General features: G+C 62.3%; 24 protein-coding genes. 15 read left to right on the forward strand and 9 right to left on the reverse strand.

What is annotated here, in order from left to right:
* Positions 1-2: 2 nt before the first annotated feature.
* The 4 genes from EOA78_RS07595 to hisB are packed head-to-tail and all read right to left on the reverse strand — an operon-like array spanning position 3 to position 2,026.
* The gene (locus EOA78_RS07595; protein ID WP_127314582.1) at positions 3-293 is read right to left on the reverse strand and encodes a DUF1330 domain-containing protein; all 291 of its coding nucleotides are present in this window, start codon (positions 291-293) and stop codon (positions 3-5) included.
* 4 nt (positions 294-297) lie between these two features.
* A complete protein-coding gene (hisH, locus tag EOA78_RS07600; RefSeq protein ID WP_127314583.1) occupies positions 298-948 on the reverse strand; it encodes an imidazole glycerol phosphate synthase subunit HisH in 651 nt (216 codons plus the stop codon).
* Position 949: 1 nt separating this feature from the next.
* Positions 950-1,423 (reverse strand): DUF2628 domain-containing protein, encoded by a 474-nt coding sequence (locus EOA78_RS07605; protein WP_127314584.1) that lies wholly within the window; start codon positions 1,421-1,423, stop codon positions 950-952.
* A gap of 3 nt (positions 1,424-1,426) precedes the next feature.
* Positions 1,427-2,026, reverse strand: coding sequence for an imidazoleglycerol-phosphate dehydratase HisB (gene hisB / locus EOA78_RS07610; protein ID WP_065011535.1), 600 nt, complete (start codon positions 2,024-2,026; stop codon positions 1,427-1,429).
* 225 nt (positions 2,027-2,251) lie between these two features.
* On the opposite strand from hisB, the gene hslV reads away from it, so the two are divergent.
* The 5 genes from hslV to EOA78_RS07635 all read left to right on the forward strand — a co-directional run bounded on the left by hslV (position 2,252) and on the right by EOA78_RS07635 (position 6,563).
* On the forward strand, positions 2,252-2,803 hold the full coding sequence (hslV, locus tag EOA78_RS07615; protein ID WP_127314585.1) for an ATP-dependent protease subunit HslV: 552 nt from the start codon (positions 2,252-2,254) through the stop codon (positions 2,801-2,803).
* Positions 2,804-2,876: 73 nt separating this feature from the next.
* Positions 2,877-3,392 carry a GNAT family N-acetyltransferase gene (locus EOA78_RS07620; protein WP_127314586.1) on the forward strand — a complete coding sequence of 172 codons (516 nt, stop codon included), beginning with the start codon at positions 2,877-2,879 and terminating at the stop codon, positions 3,390-3,392.
* A gap of 38 nt (positions 3,393-3,430) precedes the next feature.
* A complete protein-coding gene (locus EOA78_RS07625) occupies positions 3,431-4,030 on the forward strand; it encodes a DUF2585 domain-containing protein (RefSeq protein WP_127314587.1) in 600 nt (199 codons plus the stop codon).
* Positions 4,031-4,034: 4 nt separating this feature from the next.
* Positions 4,035-5,348 (forward strand): ATP-dependent protease ATPase subunit HslU, encoded by a 1,314-nt coding sequence (gene hslU, locus EOA78_RS07630; RefSeq protein WP_127314588.1) that lies wholly within the window; start codon positions 4,035-4,037, stop codon positions 5,346-5,348.
* 255 nt (positions 5,349-5,603) lie between these two features.
* On the forward strand, positions 5,604-6,563 hold the full coding sequence (locus EOA78_RS07635; protein WP_127314589.1) for a DUF1402 family protein: 960 nt from the start codon (positions 5,604-5,606) through the stop codon (positions 6,561-6,563).
* Between the two features lie 131 nt (positions 6,564-6,694).
* Here the strand turns inward: EOA78_RS07635 and EOA78_RS07640 are convergent, their stop codons facing one another.
* From EOA78_RS07640 to EOA78_RS07655, 4 genes are all read right to left on the reverse strand, one after another.
* Positions 6,695-7,117: a GFA family protein gene (locus EOA78_RS07640; RefSeq protein ID WP_127314590.1), complete on the reverse strand. Its 423-nt coding sequence runs from the start codon at positions 7,115-7,117 to the stop codon at positions 6,695-6,697.
* Between the two features lie 303 nt (positions 7,118-7,420).
* The gene (locus EOA78_RS07645; RefSeq protein WP_127314591.1) at positions 7,421-8,650 is read right to left on the reverse strand and encodes an FAD-dependent oxidoreductase; all 1,230 of its coding nucleotides are present in this window, start codon (positions 8,648-8,650) and stop codon (positions 7,421-7,423) included.
* A 5-nt stretch (positions 8,651-8,655) separates the two neighbouring features.
* A complete protein-coding gene (locus EOA78_RS07650) occupies positions 8,656-8,970 on the reverse strand; it encodes a MocE family 2Fe-2S type ferredoxin (RefSeq protein WP_127314592.1) in 315 nt (104 codons plus the stop codon).
* A 63-nt stretch (positions 8,971-9,033) separates the two neighbouring features.
* Positions 9,034-10,143, reverse strand: a complete 1,110-nt coding sequence (locus EOA78_RS07655) for a fatty acid desaturase family protein (RefSeq protein WP_164783667.1) — start codon at positions 10,141-10,143, stop codon at positions 9,034-9,036.
* A gap of 172 nt (positions 10,144-10,315) precedes the next feature.
* Between EOA78_RS07655 and EOA78_RS07660 the strand changes: the two genes are divergently transcribed.
* The 7 genes from EOA78_RS07660 (at position 10,316) to EOA78_RS07690 (ending at position 17,922) form a co-directional block, all read left to right on the forward strand.
* Positions 10,316-11,347, forward strand: a complete 1,032-nt coding sequence (locus tag EOA78_RS07660; RefSeq protein WP_127314593.1) for a LacI family DNA-binding transcriptional regulator — start codon at positions 10,316-10,318, stop codon at positions 11,345-11,347.
* 381 nt (positions 11,348-11,728) lie between these two features.
* Positions 11,729-12,670: a sugar ABC transporter substrate-binding protein gene (locus tag EOA78_RS07665; RefSeq protein ID WP_127314594.1), complete on the forward strand. Its 942-nt coding sequence runs from the start codon at positions 11,729-11,731 to the stop codon at positions 12,668-12,670.
* A 160-nt stretch (positions 12,671-12,830) separates the two neighbouring features.
* Positions 12,831-13,907: an ABC transporter permease gene (locus tag EOA78_RS07670; protein WP_127314595.1), complete on the forward strand. Its 1,077-nt coding sequence runs from the start codon at positions 12,831-12,833 to the stop codon at positions 13,905-13,907.
* A gap of 2 nt (positions 13,908-13,909) precedes the next feature.
* Positions 13,910-14,677, forward strand: coding sequence for an ATP-binding cassette domain-containing protein (locus tag EOA78_RS07675; protein ID WP_127314596.1), 768 nt, complete (start codon positions 13,910-13,912; stop codon positions 14,675-14,677).
* A 129-nt stretch (positions 14,678-14,806) separates the two neighbouring features.
* Positions 14,807-15,808 carry an inositol 2-dehydrogenase gene (gene iolG, locus EOA78_RS07680; protein ID WP_127314597.1) on the forward strand — a complete coding sequence of 334 codons (1,002 nt, stop codon included), beginning with the start codon at positions 14,807-14,809 and terminating at the stop codon, positions 15,806-15,808.
* A gap of 26 nt (positions 15,809-15,834) precedes the next feature.
* Positions 15,835-16,629, forward strand: a complete 795-nt coding sequence (locus EOA78_RS07685) for an SDR family oxidoreductase (protein WP_127314598.1) — start codon at positions 15,835-15,837, stop codon at positions 16,627-16,629.
* 201 nt (positions 16,630-16,830) lie between these two features.
* Positions 16,831-17,922 (forward strand): 3-deoxy-7-phosphoheptulonate synthase, encoded by a 1,092-nt coding sequence (locus EOA78_RS07690; RefSeq protein WP_127314599.1) that lies wholly within the window; start codon positions 16,831-16,833, stop codon positions 17,920-17,922.
* Between the two features lie 209 nt (positions 17,923-18,131).
* On the opposite strand, the gene EOA78_RS07695 is transcribed toward EOA78_RS07690, so the two are convergent.
* The gene (locus tag EOA78_RS07695) at positions 18,132-19,241 is read right to left on the reverse strand and encodes a Gfo/Idh/MocA family oxidoreductase (RefSeq protein ID WP_127314600.1); all 1,110 of its coding nucleotides are present in this window, start codon (positions 19,239-19,241) and stop codon (positions 18,132-18,134) included.
* Positions 19,242-19,396: 155 nt separating this feature from the next.
* Between EOA78_RS07695 and EOA78_RS07700 the strand changes: the two genes are divergently transcribed.
* The 3 genes from EOA78_RS07700 to iolD all read left to right on the forward strand — a co-directional run.
* Positions 19,397-20,242 (forward strand): MurR/RpiR family transcriptional regulator, encoded by an 846-nt coding sequence (locus tag EOA78_RS07700; protein ID WP_164783668.1) that lies wholly within the window; start codon positions 19,397-19,399, stop codon positions 20,240-20,242.
* A 130-nt stretch (positions 20,243-20,372) separates the two neighbouring features.
* Complete coding sequence (gene iolC, locus EOA78_RS07705) at positions 20,373-22,307, forward strand: 5-dehydro-2-deoxygluconokinase (RefSeq protein ID WP_127314602.1); 1,935 nt, start codon at positions 20,373-20,375, stop codon at positions 22,305-22,307.
* A gap of 35 nt (positions 22,308-22,342) precedes the next feature.
* The coding region (iolD, locus tag EOA78_RS07710) for a 3D-(3,5/4)-trihydroxycyclohexane-1,2-dione acylhydrolase (decyclizing) (RefSeq protein WP_127314603.1) at positions 22,343-24,154 on the forward strand (1,812 nt) is incomplete at its 3' end.

The following is a 24,154-nucleotide window of genomic DNA, read 5'->3' on the forward strand; positions in this document are numbered from 1 at the left end:
TTTCAGGCACCCTCGACGATCGCGAAATGGCCGGTCGAAGCCGCCAGTCGATTCCGTAGTGCGGTCTGATAGGCCGGCGACTGGTAACAGTTCAGCGCTGTCTGATAAGAGTCGAACTCGACCACAACATGCCTGTCAAATTCCGATCCTTCTGGGTTTGTGACCTGTCCGCCGCGCACGAGATAGCGGCCGTCGTAGCGCGAAATGGCGTCACCGATGGCGTCACGGTAGCGCTGATAACCGTCGGGGTCAGTCACCGTGAGCATGACCACCCAGTAGCCTTTCCTATTCATGATCCTAGGGCCTCCAGCGCAGAAAATTAGTGATCAGCGCCAGGCCAAGCGCCTGGCTCTTTTCGGGATGAAACTGCGTGCCGGCGAGATTGCCGCTGACAACAGCGGCCGTCACCGGACCACCGTAGTCGGCAATCGCCAGCACCTCCTCCGGCTTCTGCGCGTCGAGATGGTAGGAATGAACGAAATAGGCGTGCAGTCCCTTGGCGCCGGTCGGAATGCCGGAAAACAGCGGATGCTTGCGCGTGAGCTCGATCGTGTTCCAGCCGATCTGCGGGATCTTCAGCGCAGGATCGGCCGGGGTGATCTCCTTGACGTCGCCGGCGATCCAGCCAAAACCTTTTGTCACGGTCTTTTCCAGGCCCCGCTCCGACATCAGCTGCATGCCGACGCAGATGCCGAGGAATGGCCGCCCCTTGACGATCGCGACCTCCTCGACCGCTTCCCACATGCCGGCCACAGCGCGCAGCCCGGCCGCGCAATCGGCATAGGCGCCGACGCCGGGCAGGACGATGCGATCGGCGGTCCTGACACGCTCGGCATCGGCGGTCAGGTCGATCGCGGCGGCGATACCGGCTTCATGCGCGGCGCGCTCGAAGGCCTTGGTGGCCGAGCGCAGGTTGCCCGAGCCGTAGTCGATGATCGCGACCCGCATGTCAGGGTCGTCCCGGAGTGTGGTTCAACCCTAGCGCGATGCCCATATGCGTCGGCCGGGCATGGGCGGCGTCCGGAACGATGTGCGGCACTGGCGCTTGCTCGTCCGCTTGCGCTTCGGCTTCCAGCACATAGCGCGTATCGGCATCGTCGAGCCTGTTGGCCTCGACGACGCCCCATTCATGCCAGCCACGACGGCGCAGTGCGGCGATCCGCAAGGCCTGACCTTCCAGCCCGACATAGAGCGATACAAGCAGCGACAGCAGCGGGCCGGCCAGCCCAAGCCTCAGCCCTTCGGCAAGCATCGAAAGGAGAGCCATGGCGACAAACGCCAGTGCTGCCTCGATCCACAACCGGTGCCAGAGCAACCACAGCGGCGACACGAGGAAGCCGAGCCAGGAAAACCCATCCCGGACAAAGGTTACATCAGGCTTTTCGCCGCCGCCCGGCGGTTCCATCACGACATAGACGGCCATGGCCTATCCCTTCAGAGATCCCTTGGTGGAAGGAACCGCATCCGGCTGGCGCGGGTCGCTTTCAAGCGCGAAACGCAGCGCGCGCGCCACCGCCTTGAAGCAGGTCTCGGCGATGTGATGATTGTTGGCGCCGTAGTGGTTGGCGACATGCAGCGTGATGCCGGCATTCTGCGCCAGGGCCTGGAAGAATTCGCGCACCAGTTCGGTGTCGAACGTGCCGATCTTCGGCGACGAGAACGCAACGTTCCAGACAAGGAAAGGACGGCCGGAAACGTCGATCGCCGCGCGCGTCAGCGTCTCGTCCATGGCGAGATCGACCGAGGCATAGCGCATGATGCCGCGCCGCTCGCCCAACGCCTTGGCCAGCGCCTGGCCGAGCGCGATGCCGGTGTCCTCGACCGTGTGGTGGTCGTCTATGTGCAGATCGCCCTTGGCCTTGACTGTCATGTCGATCAGCGAATGGCGCGACAGCTGGTCCAGCATGTGGTCGAAGAAGCCAACGCCCGTCGAAATATCGGATTTTCCCGAGCCGTCGACCTGGACCGACACGGATATGTCGGTCTCCCCAGTCTTGCGGCTGGCGTTGGCGGAACGGGGCGGCATGACCTCATCCTTGTCCAGAGTTCAGACGTTCCAAGCGTCCACGTGCTTGAAAACGAGAGCCTTCTAGCAGCATGATCCGGCGATTGCCAGTTGCCATGCCAGGGGATATCGAGCCTGGCGGGTGGCTGGTTTGCAATCATCGGACCTATGCATACATATGGTCGATCAAGTCACTCGTAACGCGCCAATCGCCTTTTGCGGGACCGGTGCTGATCGGAGCAGAAGATGTCGAATGAACTGACCATGCACGCCACGACCATCGTGACGGTGCGCAAGGGCGGCAAGGTGGTGATTGCCGGCGACGGCCAGGTCAGTCTCGGCCAGACCATCATGAAGGGCAATGCCAAGAAGGTGCGCCGCATCGGCAAAAGCGGCAATGTCATTGCCGGTTTCGCCGGCGCCACCGCTGACGCCTTCACCCTTCTGGAGCGGCTGGAAGCCAAGCTCGAACAATATCCGGAGCAATTGACGCGGGCCTGCGTCGAACTCGCCAAGGACTGGCGCACCGACCGCTATCTGCGCCGGCTTGAAGCGATGATGCTGGTTGCCGACAGATCGGTTTCGCTGGCGCTGACCGGCACCGGCGACGTGCTCGAACCCGAACATGGCGTCATGGCCATCGGTTCGGGCGGCAATTACGCGCTGGCCGCGGCGCGCGCACTGCTGGACTCCGACAAGGATGCCGAAGAAATCGCGCGAAAGGCGATGCTGATCGCATCCGACATTTGCGTCTACACCAACAATAACTTCGTCATCGAAACCCTCGATGCCGGCTGAGCCGGCCGCTGGCCATGATCCCGAAAAGTGGAAACCGATTTTTGCTTCGCTGACCTTCGGTTCGGAGAAGATCATGGCCAAACAAGAAAATAGGTACGATTTTCGGCCGGTGACGGAGGCGGACCTGCCGATGATTGCGGCATGGCTGGCCGAGCCGCATGTCGCGGAGTGGTGGGATGATCCCGAGACGGAGATCGCCCAGATCCGCGAACACATCGACAGCATTTCCGTCGAACCGCTGATCATCGAGCTCGATGGCGAGCCGATCGGCTACATGCAGAGCTACGACCCGCATCTGGAGGACGGCCATCCCTATAGCGACCAGCCGTTCGGTACGCTCGGCATAGATCTGTCGATCGGCAGGCCTGAGCTTATCGGACGCGGCCACGGCTCGGCAATTGTCCGGCAGTTCGTGGAACAGCTGTTCGAGGAAGGGGCGCCGCGTGTCATCATCGACCCGGATCCATCCAACGGACGAGCGATCCGCGCCTATGAAAAGGCCGGTTTCAGAGCTATCGATCGAAGGCAATCGGAATATGGCGACGCCGTGCTGATGGCAATCGACGCCGAAGAGGACGATATCGAATAAGGCGACGCCGAATAAAGCCGAAGAGGGGCAGTAACAGCATGAGCACAACCGGCGCCGACAAACCCGTCTCGGCCTATGAAGACAGCTGGCGGATGGGACTTCTGCTCGTCCTCGGCCTGATCATATTCCAGGCCGGAGTCCTTTACGGCATGGGCCGAACCCCGATCTGCACATGCGGCTACGTCAAGCTGTGGCACGGCATCGTGCAGAGTTCGGAGAATTCCCAGCATATTTCCGACTGGTATACATTCTCGCACCTCATCCACGGCTTCCTGTTCTATGCGCTGGCGTGGGCTCTGTTCCCGCGCTCGCCGATCGGGCTCAGGCTGGCCTTTGCGGTCGTCATTGAGGGCGGTTGGGAACTTCTCGAGAACAGCCCGGTGATCATCGAGCGCTATCGCGCCGGCACGATCTCGCTCGACTACTATGGCGACAGCATGATCAATTCAGTGGCGGACACGCTGGCGATGGTGCTGGGATTTGTGATGGCGCGCACGCTTCCTATATGGGTGATCGTGACCCTGGCCGTCATCTTCGAATTCGGTGTCGGCTACCTCATCCGAGACAATCTGACGCTCAACGTGATCATGCTGCTGCATCCGTTCGAGTCCATCCGGCAGTGGCAAAGTGGAATTTAGGAATATGAGCACATTCTCGCCCCGCGAAATCGTTTCGGAACTCGATCGCTTCATCATCGGCCAGAAGGATGCCAAGCGCGCTGTGGCCATCGCCTTGCGCAACCGCTGGCGCCGCCAGCAGCTCGAAGGCCAGATGCGTGAGGAGGTGATGCCGAAGAACATCCTGATGATCGGCCCGACCGGCGTCGGCAAGACCGAGATTTCGCGCCGCCTGGCACGTCTTGCCGGTGCACCGTTCGTCAAGGTCGAGGCGACCAAGTTCACCGAGGTCGGCTATGTCGGTCGCGATGTCGAGCAGATCATCCGCGACCTGGTCGAGATCGCCATCGGGTTGGTGCGCGAGAAGATGCGCGAGGACGTCAAGGCGCGGGCCCATGTCAACGCCGAGGAACGCGTGCTGGAAGCGCTCGTCGGCAAGACGGCGAGCCCGGCCACGCGCGACAGTTTCCGCAAGAAGCTGCGCGACGGCGAGCTCGACGACAAGGAGATCGAGATCGAAGTGAGCGACACCGGCACTGGCGGCATGCCCGGCTTCGAGATCCCCGGCATGCCGGGCGCCAATATCGGCGTGTTGAACATCAACGACATGCTGTCGAAAGCGATGGGCGGTCAGAAAACCAAGACGCGCAAGACGACGGTGAAGGAATCCTACACCGTGCTGGTTGGCGACGAGTCCGACAAGCTGCTCGACCAGGACGAGGTGGTGCGCAGGGCGCTCGAATCGACCGAAAACGACGGCATCGTCTTCCTCGACGAGATCGACAAGATCGCCTCGCGCGAAGGTGGCATGGGCGCCGGTGTTTCCCGCGAAGGCGTGCAGCGCGACCTGCTGCCGCTTGTCGAAGGCACCACGGTGGCGACCAAATACGGACCGGTGAAGACCGACCACATCCTGTTCATCGCATCGGGTGCGTTTCACGTCGCCAAGCCGTCGGACCTGCTGCCGGAATTGCAGGGCCGACTGCCGATCCGCGTCGAGCTGCGTGCACTGGAGAAGGACGATTTCGTCCGCATCCTCACCGAGACCGAGGCCAGCCTGATCAAGCAGTACATCGCGCTGATGAAGACCGAGGGCGTCGATCTCGTCTTCACGGACGACGCCATCGATTCCTTGGCCGGCATCGCCGTCGATCTCAACGCCAGCGTCGAGAACATCGGCGCCAGACGGCTGCAGACGGTGATGGAGCGAGTGCTGGACGAGATCTCCTATGACGCGCCGGACCGCCACGGCACGGCGGTGACCATCGACGCAGCCTATGTGGAGAAGCATGTCGGCGACCTGTCCAGAAACACGGATTTGTCGCGTTTCATCCTGTAGCAGGCAATCCATCCCACGAGAAATGGGCCGGGGGAGCCGGCAAGTTCTGAAACGTGTGGCCAAATGGAAGCATCTGGCCAGCTTTTGTCTTGCCCGGCGCAGGGGCCCTCGACTCCACTTCCAGCTTTACCTAGTTTGCCCGGCAACTACAGCGCCGCGCATCAGTTGGGCGTGCATAGGGCGCTATACAGTTGGTTTTGCGCATGACCCCGAAAATCGATTCCGGGGGTCATGCGCTGTTGCAGGCGGCGGCGCATGAAAAAACTGATCCTCGTCATTCTCGGGCTGACGCTGGCGACAGCCATGTTCGCCGCCGAAGCGGCGACGATGGTGCCGCCGGGCAACAGTCATGCCGAGCAGCCCAACATACCGGGCGCCTCGAGCCGGCGCACCCAAGCCACCAACACCACCTTCCAGGCAAAATACAGCAAGGTCTATGCGCTGCTGCAGCACGACGCCGGTCTTCGCGGCAAGATCAGCCAGGCTGCGGCGACCTATGGCATCGACCCGATGCATATCGTCGGCGCCATCGTCGGCGAGCACACCTACAATGTCGACGCCTACGACCGGCTGCAGACCTACTACGTCAAGGCGATCTCCTATCTGTCGAGCAAGCTGTCCTTCGCCTATGAGGGCGAGGACATCACCGACTTCGTGCAGCGGCCGCAATTCCAGGAATGCGCCGGCAAATCGGACAGTTACGCGCTCTGGGAATGCCGCGAGCAGGTGTGGAACCAGTCCTTTCGCGGCAAGACTGTCGGCGGTGAGAGCTTCCCCGACGACCGCTTCGGCGCCACTTTCTTCCAGCCCTATTATGCCGGCCAGACTTTTGGCCTCGGTCAGCTCAATCCGCTGACGGCGTTGCAGATGAGCGATCTCGTGCACCAGGTTTCCGGTCTGCCGAAGCTCGACGTCAGCGATCCGAACGCGGTCTACAAGACCATCATGGATCCGGACCTGACATTGGATTATGTCGCAGCGACGATCCGGAAATCGATCGATGCCTACCAGAGCATTGCCGGCTTCGACATATCGGGCAATCCCGGCATCACATCGACGCTCTACAATGTCGGCAATCCGGAACAGCGTGCCCATGCGCTGAAGGCCGAGAACGACAGGCGCCGCGACGCGGGCGAACCGGAGAAGCTGCCCGAGGAAAATTACTATGGCTGGCTGGTCAACGACAAATTGCCGGAGCTGAAGGCGCTGTTTTAGCGGTGAAAATCTACCGCTTGGTACCTGACGACCACAGCCGCCCCGGGTGGGTTTATCATGAGAACCCCGATGATGACGGATCCGAACGCCTGCTATGCTATGGGGTCTCTGCGCCGCGCAGGCGATTACTCTTAAATAATGTCGGACCTGTCGTCGTCCAGACTTGTCCGGAAGCGCTCGACCGCTTCCGGAAGAGTTATCCAATGATGTTTATCTCGCTCGAATATTGATAAGGTTGGGGCCGGAAAATTTGGATCGGCCAATGCACCAACTGCTACTCCAATTATTGTGGGTAGCGCATCAGGCTTCCAATAGACTGTCGAACCACAGGCCGGGCAAAAATACATGCGTACATTGCGGCCGCTGTCGGCAACGCGAATGAACTCCCTTGCGGCTCCCGAAACCTCGACGGTGTCAGTTGCGTAGAACGCGTTGACGCTGAATGATGTACCCGTTCGCCGCTGGCAGGCTAGACAATGACACGCGGCAACCAATTTTGTCGGCTCGCGCATCTTAAGTCTGAGCGCGCCGCATACGCATTGGGCATCGGACATGGGAAATCCTCCGTCTTCCTCGGTGAGACAACTCTTAGGATGAGGGGGGAGGCGCAGGCCGAACCGCCGTCGGGGCTGGCAGGGCGCAAAACGTGACCCTTCAGGATCAGGGTGCACAATGCAAAGCTGGTACATCTTCGCGGCGGCGGCCACAAGTGAAAGGAAATGACTGTCCGTGCTCACTTCGCCAGCGACCGCTTCGGGTCGTCTCCCGCCATGCCAACTACCAAGTGTCGGATTGTCGCCACCGGAACGACAAGCGCTCCGCCAGTTCTTTCAAATGGTTCCGGAACCCGCGGCGGCTCACGCCGCCAGCAGTGACTTCAGCTTGACTGTTTGCGAACCGAGCGCCTCAGGCGCCGGTTTTGCCCTTTTTGCGATCAGCATCTCGGCCAACCTTATGTCGCGGGCCACTGAATTGCCTGGGCCGATGCCGCTCGCAGCGGCCAGCCTGCCGTCCTGCGCCAAATGGAACAGGATGAAGGCGCCATCGTCGAGGTCGCGGCGCACGACCTTGCTGCCCTCGTCCGACAGGCCTGATATCTGCAAGGTCAGGCCGTACTGATCCGACCAGAACCAGGGCACCGCCGCGTGGGCCTCACCGGCGCCAAGCATGTTCCTGGCCGCAAGCGCGCCCTGCTCCTGCGCGTTGCGCCAGGCCTCCAGCCGCACGCGCCTGCCGCCATAGACGGCAAGCGGAAACGAGCAGCAATCGCCGGCGGCAAAAATGTCCGGATCGCTGGTGCGAAGCTCGGCATCGGCTGCTATGCCGTTGTCGATCGTCAGCCCCGCTTCGGCGGCAAGTCCGGTCACCGGCACAGCGCCGATGCCGATCACTGCCAGGTCGGCGAGGATTTCCTGTCCGCCGGCAAGCGCGATGCGCACCCCGGCGCCGTCGTCGGCGATCGCCGCGATGCCGTCGCCGCACAGGATTTTGACGCCTTCGGCTTCATGCGCCTCGTGGATGATTTTGGCGATCTCGGCCGGCACGCCGCGCATCAGGATCCGCGGCTGCGCCTCGATGACAGTGACTGTGGCCCCCAGCCTGCGTGCCGCGGCGGCGAGCTCAAGACCGATGAAGCCGCCGCCGACGATGGCGATGCGGTTTCCGGCGCTGAGATACGCGCGAATGGCCAGCGCGTCGTTGAAGGTCCGGAGGTAGACGCAGCGCTCGCCCAGCCCCGGCATCGGCAGCTTGCGCGGGGTTGAGCCAGTCGCCAGCAAGAGTTTGTCGTAAGGCAGGACCGAACCGTCCGACAGGTGCACGACGTGCGCCGCGCGGTCGATCGCAATCGCCTGAACCGAATGGATATGCCTGATCGATCTTTCGGACAGGATCTCATCGCTGGCGATCGCCTTGATTGCGGGCGCATCGCTGGCCATCGCGTCTTTCGACAGCGGCGGCCGCTCATAGGGCAGATGCGGCTCGTCGCCGACCAGCGTCACCGGCCCGTCATAGCCGAGTTCGCGCAGCGCCAAGGCAGCCCGTCCACCGCATTCGCCGGCACCGATGATGACCATCCCCTTCGTCATCACCGTCACCCGATCTGAATGAGGATTTTGCCGGCGTCGACCTTGACCTGATAGGTCTTCAGATTGACGCAGACCGGCGCACCCCTGGCGGCCCCGGTCTTGTAGCTGAAGCGGCCATTGTGCTTCGGGCATTCGATGATGTCGTCCATCACCAGCCCGTCGGCCAGGTGCACCTTCTCATGTGTGCAAAGACCATCCGTCGCGAAATATTCGTCGTCGGGGCTGCGATAGATGGCGAAGGTGCGGCCGTCATGGTCGAACCGCATCACGTCCTCTTCGTCGATGTCTCCGGCGTCACAGGCCTCGACCCAGTCGCTCATCAGTCCTCCCGGCGGTTTTTGCTTGGTCACTTTGCCCGGCATGTTGCCTGGCATGGGCGCATATCATTCCGCTGCTGCCGCGACAGCATCGTTGTCGTTGTGGAATTCCTCGCGATAAGGCTTGGCAGTCGGCGGCAGCGCGCGCTTGAGGAAATAGTCCTCATTGCGCAGCTGGCGCAGGAAGGCCGGCACCATCTCGCGATAGCCGGCAAGGATCGACGGCGTCGGCGCCGGCAGATCGTGCTTGATCAGCTCGTGCAGCCTGGGCAGCGCGTGATAAGGCACCATCGGGAACATGTGGTGCTCCACATGGTAGTTCATGTTCCAGTAGATGAAGCGGCTGATCGGGTTCATGTAGACGGTGCGGCTGTTGAGACGATGGTCGATGACATTTTCGGCAAGGCCGCCATGCTGCAGCAGGCCGGTCATGACATGATGCCAGGCGCCGTAAAGCCGGGGCAGACCGACCAGCATCAAGGGCAGGAACGAGCCGCTATAAAGCGCCAGCGCGATGGTCGCGGCATAGATCGTCGTCCAGATGCGGGCAATGCGGATCGCCTTTGGCTGCTCCTGCTCGGGGATGAAGGTCTTTTCCGCCGGGCTGATGATGCCGGCCGCATTGCGCACCATGTCGCTCATGGCATGCCAGCCATCGACAATGCCGAAGAAATTGAGCACGACGCGCAACAGGTCCGGTGGACGCATCACCGCGATCTCCGGATCGCGGCCGACGATGATCGTATCGGTGTGGTGCCGCGTGTGGCTCCAGCGCCAGGTCACCGGGTTGCGCATGATCATGAAGCAGGCGATCTGATAGATCACGTCATTCATCCACTGCGTCCTGAACGCGGTGCCGTGACCGCATTCGTGCCAGCGTGAATCGGTGGAAGAGCCGTAAAGGACGCCATAGACGAAGAAGAACGGGACGGACCACCACGTGCCCCAGAACCAGGCGCCGCCCGCGCCGCTCAGGATCAGGGCGCCAAGCCAGATGATGGTGTCGCGGATCGCCGGCCCGTCGGAGCGTTGCATCAGCTCCTTCATCTGCTTGCGGGGTACGTCGGTATGATACCATTCAGCCGCCGCCAGCCCGGTCTCGACGGCGAGCTTCGCGTCGCGGCCGAGCAGGCTGTAATCACGCCGGGACGGTGCTGCGTCCAACATTGCGTCCATGAGAGTGCCTCCACCAGCGTCCTGCAATCCGCCCGGTCGATGACCAGGCCGTGGTCGCAGGCCTCGAAGCCTAGAAGTAACGCCAAGCCATGATAGGCTCAATATCACAAAGATGGTTTCTATCATTTCCCATCAGAATGATGTAAGCTGATTTGGAAGCGGAGAGACAGCCATGGCAAAACGGCCGACCATCACCGATCTGGCGCGCACCTCCGGCGTCAGCGTCGCCACCGTCGACCGGGTGCTGAACAACCGCCTCCCGGTGCGCGAGGAGACCGCGCGTCGCGTCTATGAGGCCGCCACCAGCATCGGCTACCACGCCGCCGGGCTGATCAAGCAGCGGATGCGCCAGGAACTGCCGGAATATCGGCTCGGCTTTCTGCTGCTGAGGGGCAATGATGTTTTCTACAGTGATTTCGCGCGGGAACTCGAACTGGCGGTGTCGCAATCACAGCGCTTCCGCGGCGTCGCAACCATCGATTTCGCCAGTTCGCTGGCCCCCGACGAGATCGCCGCCCAGGTGCGCAAGCTGGCGGCGAAATCCAGGGCGGTCGCCCTTGTCGGTCCGGACCATCCGACGCTGACGGCAGCCGTCGAGACCCTGAAGGCAAGGGGGCAACCCGTCTTCTCCCTGCTATCCGACTTTGCCGCCGGCATCCGCGAGGGCTATGTCGGCCTCGACAACCGCAAGGTCGGTCGTACCGCGGCCTGGATGATCGCCAGGGCGGCGAGGAAGCCTGGCAAGGTAGCGCTTTTTGTCGGCAGCCATCGCTTCCATGGCCATGAGCTACGCGAGATCGGCTTCAGATCATTTTTCCGCGAGCATGCGCCGGAATTCACGGTGATGGAGACGCTGGTCAACCTGGAAGCCAACCAGGTGACCCATGATGCGATGATCGATCTTCTGGCGCGGTACCCGGATCTTGCCGGCTGCTACGTCGCCGGCGGCGGCATGGAAGGCGCGGTTTCCGCGCTCAGGGCAGCGAGGCCCGTAAATATGCCGGTGGTCGTTTGCAATGAGATCAACGCCGAGTCGCGCGCGGCGCTCGCCGACAACATCCTGACCATGGTGATTTCGACGCCGCTGGCAGCACTATGCCGCGAGCTTGTCGATCTGATGGCGCATGCCATCGAGGCAGGCGCTGCCAACGCGCCGGGCCAGACCTTCCTGCCCTTCGACATCTATCTGCCGGAAAACATCTAGATGCGGGCAAAACATCTGGGCTCAGCCAATGCATCCAGGTTCAGATCCGGCACCACCATGCATCGGCAATGAGGTGAACCATCAGCCTGATGGATTCTTGCAGAAGATTTGCCGGCCCTCAGCCGCGTTGTCCGAAAATCCGCCATCCGCTTTCGGAATCTCCTTGACGCCCGCCCGCAGAATGGAATAAATATTTCACCAGATAGGTATTTTGGTTCTTTCGTTCCGGAACATCTGTTTCAAGCAGAGGGCTTGGCGTCCCAGCCAGCGCGGAAATCGCCATCGGGAACGGAGATGGCAATCGGGAGAGATTCCCTGGGAGATCGGGGATTCCGGGTAGATCGGTGCAGCCGGACACCAATTCTGTGGAGGAGAAATAAAATGAAGAAACTGCTGTTGGGCGCCGCATTCCTGGCGCTGATGAGCTCGTCCGCCCTCGCTGCCAAAATCGGCGTGTCGATGGCGCTGTTCGACGATAATTTTCTCACCGTGCTGCGCAACGGCATGATCGAGCAGGCCAAGGGCATGGACGGCGTGGAGCTGCAGGTCGAGGACGCGCAGAACGACGTCGCCAAGCAGCTCGACCAGATCAAGAACTTCGTCGCCTCGGGCGTCGACGCAATCATCGTCAATCCGGTCGACACCTCGGCCACCCAGGCAATGTCTGACGCCGCGGCTGCGGCCAATGTTCCGCTGGTCTATGTCAACCGCGAGCCGGTCAATGTCGACACGCTGCCGGACAACCAGGCCTTCGTCGCCTCGAACGAGGTCGAGTCAGGCACTCTCGAAACCCAGGAAGTCTGCCGCCTGTTCAAGGAAGCCGGCAAGACCGAAGCCAATGTCTACGTGATCATGGGCGAGCTGTCGAACCAGGCCGCGGTGCAGCGCACCAAGGACATTGACGATGTAATCGCCACTCCGGAATGCAGCTTCATCAAGATCATCGACAAGCAGACGTCGAACTGGAAACGCGAGGAAGCGCAGAACCTGATGACCAACTGGCTGTCGACCGGCACGCAGTTCGATGGCGTCATCGCCAACAATGACGAAAGCGCCATCGGTGCGATCCAGGCGATGAAGGCCGCCAACATCGACATGAAGTCGGTTGTCGTCGGCGGCGTGGACGCCACTCAGGACGCGCTTGCCGCGATGCAGGCGGGCGACCTCGACGTCACCGTGTTCCAGGATGCGGCCGGCCAGGGTGCCGGGGCGCTGGACGCGGCACTCAAGCTTTCCAAGGGCGAGGCGGTTGAACAGAAGGTCTACATCCCGTTCCAGCTGGTCACGCCGGCAAACATCGACAAGTTCCTGCAGAAGAACTGAGGCAGAGGACCGTTTTTCGACAGGGAGCGGCGGCAGAGCATCGGACCGGTTTTGGGAAGTCCGATGTTCGAAGAACAAAAAAGCAGCGCCGCTCCTCTTTCCGCTCATCGCCGTAGACAGGCGGCGGGAGGGCGACTGCGGCTGATGGAGGAAGCAAGATTTGGCACAGACAACCCATGGCGTCGGCGGACTCAGCTATGATGCGAAGAAGCGCACATGGCCTGCCGAATTCAACGTTTTCCTGGCGCTCATCATCCTGGTCGGCGCCTTCGAGCTGATAGGCCGCGTCTTTCTTGGCGACAGCTTCCTGTTCAACACCCGCGCCAATGTCGATACGATCTTCAACCAGGCGCGCCTTCAGATCATCATCCTGCAGGTGTCGATCGTCGGCATCATCGCCATCGGCGTGACGCAGGTGATCATTTCCGGCGGCATCGATCTTTCCTCTGGTTCGGTCGTCGGCGCCACGGCGATGATCGCCATGAGTTTCGCTCAGGTGGCGACGGTCAACGGCAACCCTAACCCCAAGGCGATGTTCATCGAGCAGGGCTGGACCGACCTGCCGGTGATCGTGCCGGTGCTCGTCGCGATCGGCTGCGGCCTGCTGGCGGGCCTGATCAACGGCACGCTGGTCGCCTACACCCGCATTCCGCCGTTCATCGCCACGCTCGGCATGATGGTCACCGCGCGCGGCGTCGCCAAATGGTGGTCCAAGGGGCAGCCGATCTCGTTTCCCACCGAAAGTTTCGCCGCCATCGGCAAGGGGCTGATGCCGGTCATCATCTTTATATCGCTGGCGATTTTGTTCCAGCTGATCCTGTCGTACACCAGGTACGGCAAGCACTGTTATGCCATCGGCTCCAACGAGGACGCCGCCCGCATGTCCGGCATAAATGTCCAGAACCACAAGATCCTCGTCTTCGTCATTGCCGGCATCCTCGCCTCGCTTGCTGCCGTGGTGCTGAGCTCCAAGAACCTCACCGCTCAGGCCGGCATGGGCGTGATGTACGAACTGGACGCGATCGCCATGGCGGTCATCGGCGGCGTATCGCTGTCTGGCGGCCGCGGCTCGATCATCGGAACGGTGATCGGTGCGCTGATCTTCGGCGTCATCATCTCCGGCTTCACCTTCCTGCGCCTCGACGCCTACTACCAGGAGATGGTCAAGGGTGTGATCATCATCGGCGCAGTCGTTCTCGACCAGTGGCGCCAGCGCCTGCGGGCAATGAGGGCTTGACCATGTCAGACATCGTCCTGAAGACCGAAAACCTGACCAAATACTATGGCGGCGTGCATGCGCTCGAAGGCGCGAACTTCGAACTGCGCAAGGGCGAACATGTTGCCATCATGGGTGACAACGGCGCCGGCAAATCGACCTTCGTGCGCCAGATCACGGCCGTCGAGCAGCGCACCAGCGGCAAGGTCTGGTTCGACGGCAAGGAAGTGAACTTCGCCGGCCCGATCGCAGCGCGCGAGGCAGGCATCGAAACGGTGTTCCAGAACCTTGCGCTCGCCGACGATCTCGACGTGCCGTCGAACCTGTTTCTCGGCCGCGAAAAGGTGCTTTTCAATCTCGGGCCTTTCTCGATCCTCGACCGCAAGTTCATGCGTAAGGCGACCGAGGCAGCGCTGATCCGCACGGCGGTCAAGATTCCCAACCTTTCCAACACCATCCGCCACATGTCGGGCGGCCAGCGCCAGTGCGTGGCAATCGCCAGAACCGCGACTTTTGCGTCCAAGCTCATCATCATGGACGAGCCGACGGCAGCACTTGGCGTGCAGGAGACGCTGCAGGTCGAAAACATCATCCGCACGCTGAAAGCCAATGGCGAGCCGCTGATTCTGATCAGTCACAACATGCGCCAGGTGTTTGATCTGGTCGACCGCATCGTCGTGTTCCGACGCGGCCGCATCGTCGCCAATCTGCGCAAGCAGGACACCGACGGCAACGACGTCGTCTCATACATCACCGGCGCCAAGACCGGGGAGGCAGAACTTGCGGCCTAAGGCGAATGCCGGCGCGGCGGGTCATCGGCCCGTCGCCGAGCAACCGCAATAAGAAAATCTACTGCGCCTTGCCGTGAACGGTGCAGTAAAGACGCACTTCCATTTCGAACAATTCTCAAAGGAAATCCCATGTCTCTCCGCTTCGCTCTTCTCGGTGCAGGCCGCATCGGCAAGGTCCACGCCCGTGCCGTCGGTTCCAATCCGCAGGCCAGACTGGTCGCAGTTGCCGATGCCTTCGAGAAGGCGGCGACGGAGCTGGCGTCGGCCTATGGCGCGGAAGTACGCACTATCGAGGCCATCGAAAAAGCCGGGGACATCGATGCGGTCATCATCTGCACGCCGACCGACACCCATGCCGATCTGATTGAGCGGTTCGCCAAGGCCGGCAAGGCGATCTTCTGCGAGAAGCCGATCGACCTCGACGCCGGCAGAGTGGAAGAATGCCTGGCTGTGGTCGACAAGGCCGGCGCCACTTTGATGGTCGGCTTCAACCGCCGCTTCGATCCGCATTTCGCCGCCGTGCGCAAGGCGATCGACGACGGCGCCATCGGCACCGTCGAGATGGTGACCATCACGTCGCGCGATCCCGGCCCGCCGCCGCTCGACTATATCGGCCGCTCGGGCGGCATCTTCCGCGACATGACCATTCATGATTTCGACATGGCGCGCTTCCTGCTCGGCGAGGAGCCGGTGGCGGTCAGCGCCCATGCCTCGGTGCTGGTCGACAGACAAATCGGCGACGCCGGCGATTTCGACAGTGTCAGCGTCATCCTCGAAACCGCCTCCGGCAAGCAGTGCATTATCTCCAATTCGCGGCGCGCCACTTATGGCTACGACCAGCGCATTGAGGTGCATGGCTCGAAAGGCATGGTTGCGGCCGAGAACCAGCGGCCGGTGTCGATCGAACTGGCTAATGAGAAGGGCTATACGCGCCCGCCGCTGCACGACTTCTTCATGACCCGCTATCTCGACGCCTACGCCAACGAAGTCGCCGCCTTCATCGCGGCGGCGACGTCAGGCAAGAAGGCGGCGCCGAGCGGCAAGGACGGGCTCGTCGCGCTGAGGCTGGCGGACGCGGCGCTGAAATCGGCCAAAGAAGGCAAGACCGTCCGCCTCGACAAAACCATCTGAGCAACACCAGGCACAGGAGCAAGGCGATGAACGGTTCAGCCGGTCGAAATTCCGAAACACGCGCCATCGTCACCGGCGGCGCGCAAGGCATCGGCTTCGCCGTCGCCGAGGCGCTGGCCGACGAGGGCTGTCGCGCCCTGGCGCTGGTCGGCCGTTCCAAGGAGAAAGGCGACAAAGCGGTCGCCGTACTTGGGAAAAGCGGCGTCGACGCCATCTTCATCAGCGCCGATGTCTCAGAGGTGGCCGACTGCAAGCGGGCCGTCGAAACGGCGATCACTCATTTCGGCACCGTCAACGCGCTGGTCAATGCCGCCGCCACTTCGGCGCGCGGCTCGCTGGTCGAGACGTCGGAGGAGCTTTTCGACCAAATCTTCGACACCAATGTGCGCGGCCCCTTCTTCCTGATGCAGGGTCTCGTCGCGCACCTGCTGGAGCGCAACGCGCCGGGTTCGATCGTCAACGTGCTGTCGATGTCGGCGCATGCCGGTCAGTCCTTCCTGACTCCCTATTCGACCAGCAAGGGCGCGCTGATGACGCTGACCAAGAATGTCGCCAGTTCCTATCGAAAGCACCGTATCCGCTGCAATGCCGTGCTGCCGGGCTGGATGGATACGGAAGGCGAGGCGATCGTGCAGAAGAAGTGGCACGATGCGCCCGACGATTGGCTGGAAAAGGCCGAGGCCGCGCAGCCGATGGGCCAGTTGGTGAAGCCGGCGCAGCTTGCCAGGCTGATCACCTATATGATCAGCCCCCAGTCCGGCGTCATGACCGGCTCACTGGTCGACTACGATCAGAACATCGCCGGGGTGATCGGCGAGTAGTGACAAGTGTTTCGGCTTCGACTATATGAGCCGCATGATCCACCTGACCGCCTCGTTCTGGTACTTTAGCTACGGCAGCTCGCTGGCGGCGGGAGGATTGCGCTCGATCTGAAGATTGCAGCATCAAAATCCGAACAGCCGCCAGACCTGGCGGCTTTTTTTGTTTCAGCCGGCAGGTCTCCCAACCAGGAGCAGAAAGCCGTGTTGACCACCACCGACGATCTTCGGGTCAAGGAAATAAGGGAATTGAGTACGCCGGACCAGGTGATGCGGGAGATACCGCGCACGCTGACGGCAACGCGCACCGTTGCCACGTCACGCAACGCCATCCATTCCATCCTGACGGGGACCGACGATCGACTTGTTGTCGTCGTCGGCCCCTGTTCGATCCACGACCCGGCCGCCGCCGTAGACTACGCCAGCCGTCTGGCGGGTCTGCGCGAGAGCCTGTCGGACCGGCTGGAGATCGTGATGCGCGTGTATTTCGAGAAGCCGCGCACGACGGTCGGCTGGAAGGGCCTGATCAACGATCCCGACCTGGACGGCAGCTTCAACATCGACAAAGGACTGAGGCTGGCCCGCAACGTGCTCTCCGCCGTCAACAATCTCGGCCTTCCGGCGGCGACTGAATTCCTCGACATGGCCACCCCGCAATACATTGCCGACCTCGTCGCCTGGGGCGCGATCGGCGCGCGTACGACCGAGAGTCAGATCCATCGCGAACTCGCATCCGGCTTGTCCTGCCCGGTCGGCTTCAAGAATGGCACCGACGGCAGCCTGCGGATCGCCGCCGAGGCGGTGAAATCCGCCGCCCAGCCGCATCATTTCATGGCGGTGACGAAGGGCGGACGCAGCGCCATCGCGACGACCACCGGCAACGAGGACTGCCACGTCATCCTGCGCGGCGGCATTGTGCCGAATTACGACGCAACGAGCGTCGCGGCTGCCTGCAAGGAACTCGGCCGCGCCGGCATCCCGCCACGGTTGATGATCGATGTCAGCCACGCCAACAGCAACAAGCGGCCGGAGAACCAGCCGATGGTGGCGGCCGACGTGGCGGATCAGGTCGCGGCAGGCGACGAGCGCATCATCGGCGTCATGATCGAGAGCCACCTCGTCGCCGGCCGCCAGGACGTCACGCCCGGCAAGCCGCTCGTCTACGGCCAGAGCATCACCGATGGCTGCATCGACTGGACAACCACCGAGACGGTGCTGCACGGTCTTGCCGACGCCGTCGAGCGGCGCCGGTCAGCGCGACGCGCCATGATCGACAGCCGTCCGGGAGCCGCCTGAAGCTTTCACCTTCTCCCCTTGTGGGAGAAGGTGGATCGGCGCGTAGCGTCGAGACGGATGAGGGGTGCTGGAAGACACGATACGCTGAAATATCAGATGAATTGAAGCCCTTACGACTTCAAGTCACGATCCGTCCAACACCCCTCATCCGACCGAGCTTCGCTCGGCCACCTTCTCCCACAAGGGGAGAAGGGGAGCCAACGCCAGCGTTACCTCACATCTACCCAGCGCTGCTCCTCGAACGAGCGCGCCATGGCATGCACGGTGCGCTCGATCTCAAGTCCTTCGTCGAAATCGATGATCCGCGCCGGCTTGCCGGCCAGCCGCGTCAAAAGTTCCCGGCATTCGATGATCTTGAGGTCGTTGAAGCCGAGACCGTGGCCGGGCGCCGGCAGGAAGGCATCGTAGGGCTTGTGATGCGGCGCCACCAGGATGGTGCGATAGCCTTGCTCGGTCGGCCGGTCTGATGTGAGGTAGAGCTGGAACTCGTTCATCCGCTCCTGATCGTACAGGATCGAGCCCTTCGAGCCGAAGATCTGGATGGCGATCCGGCCCTTGCGGCCCCAGGCCGAACGATTGACCAGCAGCGTGCCGGCAATGCCGTTTTCGAGATGCATCAGCACGCTGGCGATGTCGTATGTCTCGACCTCGCGGCGCCCGCCCGAGGCGACCTGCCGATCGGCATAGGGTTTTGCCATGTCGCACATGACGCGGGCGACGCGGCCGAACAGCACGGCGACCAGCGACAGCGGATGTACGGCGAAATCGTCGAGCGCGCCGTAACCGGACGCCGCCTCGTGTTTCCAGAAGAACGGTGCCTCCGGATCGGCCATGAAGTCCTCGTCCATCTCGATACGCAGGTGATTTACCTCGCCGATGATCTTCTCGTCGAGCAGCGCACCGATATGGCGGATCGCAGGATTCTGGATGTAGTTGTAGCCGAGAGCGGCCACTTTGCCGGCCTTTTGCGCCGCCGCCGCCATGGCTTGCGCCTCGGCAAAACTCGGCGCCATCGGCTTCTCGCACCACAGATGCTTGCCGGCTTCGAGGATGGCGATGGCCATTTGCGGATGGAACTGGTTCGGCGTGGTCAGCGAGACGATATCGACATCCGGATCATCGACGACGGCACGCCAGTCGCCGGAGGCCTTGGCGAAGCCGAATTCGCTGGCACGACGTTTGGCAAGATCCTCATTGACCTCGCCGAGATGGACCAGCCCTGGCTTGGCCACGTCGGGAAAGACGGTGCCGACCGCGTTCCAGGCGATGGCGTGACACTTGCCCATGAAGCCTGTGCCGATAAGACCGACTCCGACCATTTCCCTTGTCTCCGCTGTCAGCAAGATTTGCGTGGATGAATTAGTCCATTTTATCCAGAAATGGAACGCATTCCTCATTTTTTATGGCCTTCTTGCACAGGCTCGCTATGATGGGGCACACACGGCATCGACTGATGAGCCTAGGCGGAGCGACGATGGACGAACGGGTGCCCCGCGATTTCGAGACGCTGCGGACGACGATCCTGGAACGGCGCCATAGCCTGCCCAAGCGTATCGCGCAGATCGCCGCCTATGCGCTCGACAATCCTGACGACATTGCCTTCGGCACGGCTGCCAGCATCGCCGCCTCCGCCGGCGTCCAGCCTTCGACCTTGATCCGCTTCGCCCAGCAGCTCGGCTTCGACGGCTTCACCAGTCTGCAGCTGGTGTTTCGCGAGCGCCTGCGTGAGCGCAATTCGTCCTATGACGAAAGACTGGCGGCATTGCGCGCCAAGGCCGAGGAAGGCGCCGGTCACCGGGCGATCTTCGACGGCTTCGTCGCCGCGGCCAGCACCTCGCTCAACGATATTTCAGGCAGGTTGAACGAAGACCATTTCGAAGATGCGATCGCCTTGCTGGCAAAGGCGGAAACCATCTATGTGCTGGCCAAGCGCCGCTCGTATCCGGTCGCCTCCTACATCGCCTATGCGCTGGGCAAGCTCAAGATCCGCAACCAGCTGATCGAATCGGCCGCCGGCCTCAACGCCGAGATGATCAGCTTTGCCTCGCCCAGGGATGCCGTCATCGCCATCAGTTTCTCACCCTATGCCCCGGCGGCTATCGACGAGGCGCGCGTCATTTCCGAGCAAGGCGTTCCGATCGTGGCGATCACAGACAGTTCCTTTTCGCCGCTCGCCCAGTTCGCCAAGGTCTGGTTCGAGATCGCCGAGGCCGATTTCGCCGGCTTCCGCTCGCTGTCGGCGACGATGGCGCTGGCCATGGCGCTGACCGTTGCGGTTGGCGAGAAGCGCCGCGATGCCGGCCGCAAGCGCAAGGCCTGACAGGCTACTTTTCAGCAAAGGAATGCGTGTTCCATATTGACTATGGATTGGAATTATTATTTCATATTCCCGGCGCCACGCTGCCGCTCGCGCGTGTACCCCAAGACAACAAGGCTGATGGGAGGTTCGAATGGGCGAAGCCATGGACGCGAAACATGCGCCGCTCGACGTCATCACCATTGGCCGCGCCTCGGTCGATCTCTACGGCCAGCAGATCGGCTCGCGCCTGGAGGACATCACCTCCTTTGCCAAGTCGGTCGGCGGCTGTCCAGCCAACATTTCGGTCGGCACGGCGAGGCTCGGTCTGCGCTCGGCGCTGCTCACCCGCGTCGGCGACGAGCAGATGGGCCGCTTCATCCGCGAGCAGCTGACGCGCGAAGGGGTTTCCGTCGACGGCCTCAGGACCGACCCGGACCGGCTGACCGCGCTTGTGCTGCTGTCGGTCGAGGACGAAGGCGTCTCGCCGATGATCTTCTATCGCAGCGACTGCGCCGACATGGCGCTGGCGGAGGAAGACATAGATGAGGCGTTCATCGCTTCGGCACGCGCCATCGTCGTCACCGGCACGCATTTTTCGCGGCCCAACAGCGACGCCGCGCAGCGCAAGGCGATCCGCGCCATCAAGGCCAAGGGCGGCAAGGTGGTGTTCGACATCGACTACCGCCCCAATCTCTGGGGCCTTGCCGGCCATGCCGAAGGGTTCGAGCGCTATGTGAAATCCGACCGGGTCTCCGCGCAGCTGAAGACAGTGCTGCCCGACTGCGATCTCATCGTCGGCACCGAAGAAGAGATCATGATCGCCTCCGGCACTGACGATTGCCTCAGCGCGTTGAAGACGATCCGCTTGCTGTCCAAAGCCACGATCGTCTTGAAGCGCGGCGCCATGGGCTGCATCGTCTATGACGGGCCGATCAGCGACGATCTCGAAGACGGCATTGTCGGCAAGGGTTTTCCGATCGAGGTCTACAATGTGCTCGGCGCCGGCGATGCCTTCATGTCGGGCTTCCTGCGCGGCTGGCTCGGCGGCGAAAGCCTTGAGACGGCGGCGACCTGGGCCAATGCCTGCGGTGCCTTCGCCGTGTCGCGGCTGCTCTGTGCGCCGGAATATCCGACCTTCGAGGAATTGCAATTCTTCCTGAAGAACGGCAGCCAGCATCTGGCGTTGCGCAAGGACGAGGCGATCAACCATATCCATTGGGCGACGACGCGCCGGCGCGATATTCCCTCGCTGATGGCGCTGGCCTGCGACCACCGTATCCAGCTTGACGATGTCGCTGCGAAAGCCGGCGCCGACCCGTCGCGCATCCATGATTTCAAGGTGCTGACGGTCAAGGCGGCGGCAAGGGTGGCCGCCGGCCGAGCCGGTTACGGCATGCTGCTCGACGAGAAATACGGCCGCGAGGCGATGTTCGAATTCGCCCGCCATTCCTTCGCCTGGCTCGGCCGGCCGGTCGAATTGCCCGGATCGCGGCCGCTTCGTTTCGAATTCTCGCAGGACATCGGCTCGCAATTGATCGAGTGGCCGGTCGACCATTGCATCAAGTGCCTGTGCTTCTATCACCCCGACGACCCGGAGCCGCTGAAGACCGAGCAGCAGCAAAAACTGCGGAGCCTGTTCGAGGCCGCGCGGAAAGTGGGAAGAGAACTTCTCATCGAGATCATCGCCGGAAAGCACGGCGAGCTCGACGACACGACGATCCCGCGCGCGCTGGAGGAACTCTATGCGCTCGATATCAAGCCCGACTGGTGGAAGCTCGAACCGCAGGCTTCGGCCGGGGCTTGGGCAAAGATCGAGGCGGTGATCCTGAAGAACGATCCGTGGTGCCGTGGGGTTGTGCTGCTCGGCCTCGAAGCGCCGCAGGACGAGCTGGAAGCGGCCTTCGCCGCCACCGCCAAAGCGCCCATCGTCAAGGGCTTCGCCGTCGGACGCACCATCTTCATCAACGCGGCCGAACAGTGGCTTGCGGGCAAGATGTCGGACGACGAGGCAGTGGCCGACATGGCGTCGCGCTTCGAGAGACTAACCGAGGCATGGCTTGCCGCGCGCGGCCGCAAAGCAGCATAAGAAGGCGCGGCACTAGGACTGCGGAGGAAGACAACATGACCAAGACAATCCGCCTGACGATGGCGCAGGCGCTGACCCGCTTTCTTGCCCGCCAGATGACCGAGATCGACGGCAAAAAAATGCCGATCTTCGGCGGCGTCTGGGCGATCTTCGGCCATGGCAATGTCGCCGGTGTCGGCGAGGCGCTCTACCAGGTGCGTGACGAATTGCCGACCTTCCGCGCCCACAACGAACAGGCGATGGCGCATGCGGCGATCGCCTACGCCAAGGCCAATTTCCGTCGCCGCTTCATGGCCACGACAAGTTCGATCGGCCCCGGCGCGCTCAACATGGTGACGGCGGCAGCACTTGCGCATGTAAACAGGTTGCCTGTCCTGTTTCTGCCCGGCGACGTCTTCGCCAATCGCATCCCCGACCCTGTCCTGCAGCAGGCAGAGGATTTCTCCGACGGCACGGCGACGGTCAATGACTGCTTTAAGCCCGTGTCGCGCTATTTCGACCGCATCACCCGGCCCGAGCAGATCATCCCGGCGCTGAACCGTGCGATGCAGGTGCTGACCGATCCGGCCGAATGCGGACCGGTGACGCTGGCGCTCTGCCAGGACGTGCAGGCCGAGGCCTATGATTTTCCCGAGAGCTTCTTTGCCGAACGGGTCTGGACCCAGCGCCGACTGCGTCCTGATCGCCAGGAGCTGGCGGCCGCGGTGGCAGCACTGAAGAGCGCGAAGAAGCCATTGGTGATTGCCGGCGGCGGCGTGCTTTATTCGCAGGCTTCCGGCGAATTGGCGAAGCTGGTGCAAGGCGCCGGCATTCCGGCCTGCGAGACGCAAGGCGGCAAATCCTCGCTGTCGGACGATCATCCGCTCAACATGGCGGCGGTCGGCGTCACCGGAACTTCGGCTGCCAACCGGCTGGCTGAAGAAGCCGATGTCGTGCTTGCCGTCGGCACCAGATTGCAGGATTTCACCACCGGCTCGTGGGCGCTGTTCAAGAATTCCGGCAAGACCATTATCGGACTGAATACGCAGCCTTTCGATGCGGGAAAGCACCAGGCGCTGCCGCTGGTCGCCGATGCGGCGGAAGGGCTCGCCGAGCTTGGCGCGGCGCTGAACGGCTGGAAGGCGCCGGCTGACTGGACCGACGATGCGGCCAGGGGCAAGAAGGACTGGCAGGCCGAAGCCGGCAAGGTAACGGCGTCGACCAATGCCGCCTACCCGTCCGATGCGCAAGTGATTGGCGCCGTGCAGCGCGCCGTGGGCTCCGACGTGATCCTGCTTCATGCCGCCGGCGGCCTGCCCGGCGAGTTGCACAAGCTCTGGCAGGCGGGCGCGCCCGGCTCCTACCACGCCGAATACGGCTTCTCGACCATGGGCTACGAGATCGCTGGCGGGCTCGGCGTCAAGATGGCCAAGCCCGACGAGGAGGTCGTCGTGATGATCGGCGACGGCTCCTATCTGATGCTCAATTCCGAGATCGCGACCTCGGTCATGCTCGGCCTCAAGCTGACCATCGTGCTGCTCGATAACAGAGGCTATGGCTGCATCAACCGGCTGCAGATGGCGACCGGCGGCGCCAACTTCAACAATCTGCTGAAGGACGCACGCCACGAGATTGTGCCTGATATCGACTTTGCGGCGCATGCGGCAAGCCTGGGTGCCATCGCCGAGAAGGTTTCGTCGATCGCCGGGCTGGAAACGGCGCTGACGCAAGCGAAGAAGAATACAAGGACCACCGTGCTGGTCATCGATACCGATCCGCTGGTTTCGACCGAAGCCGGTGGAAGCTGGTGGGATGTCGCCGTGCCGGAAGTCTCGACACGGCCGCAAGTGAATGCGGCGCGCAGAGCC

This window comes from Mesorhizobium sp. M5C.F.Cr.IN.023.01.1.1 (genome assembly GCF_003997585.1).
GTDB classification, from domain to species: domain Bacteria; phylum Pseudomonadota; class Alphaproteobacteria; order Rhizobiales; family Rhizobiaceae; genus Mesorhizobium; species Mesorhizobium wenxiniae.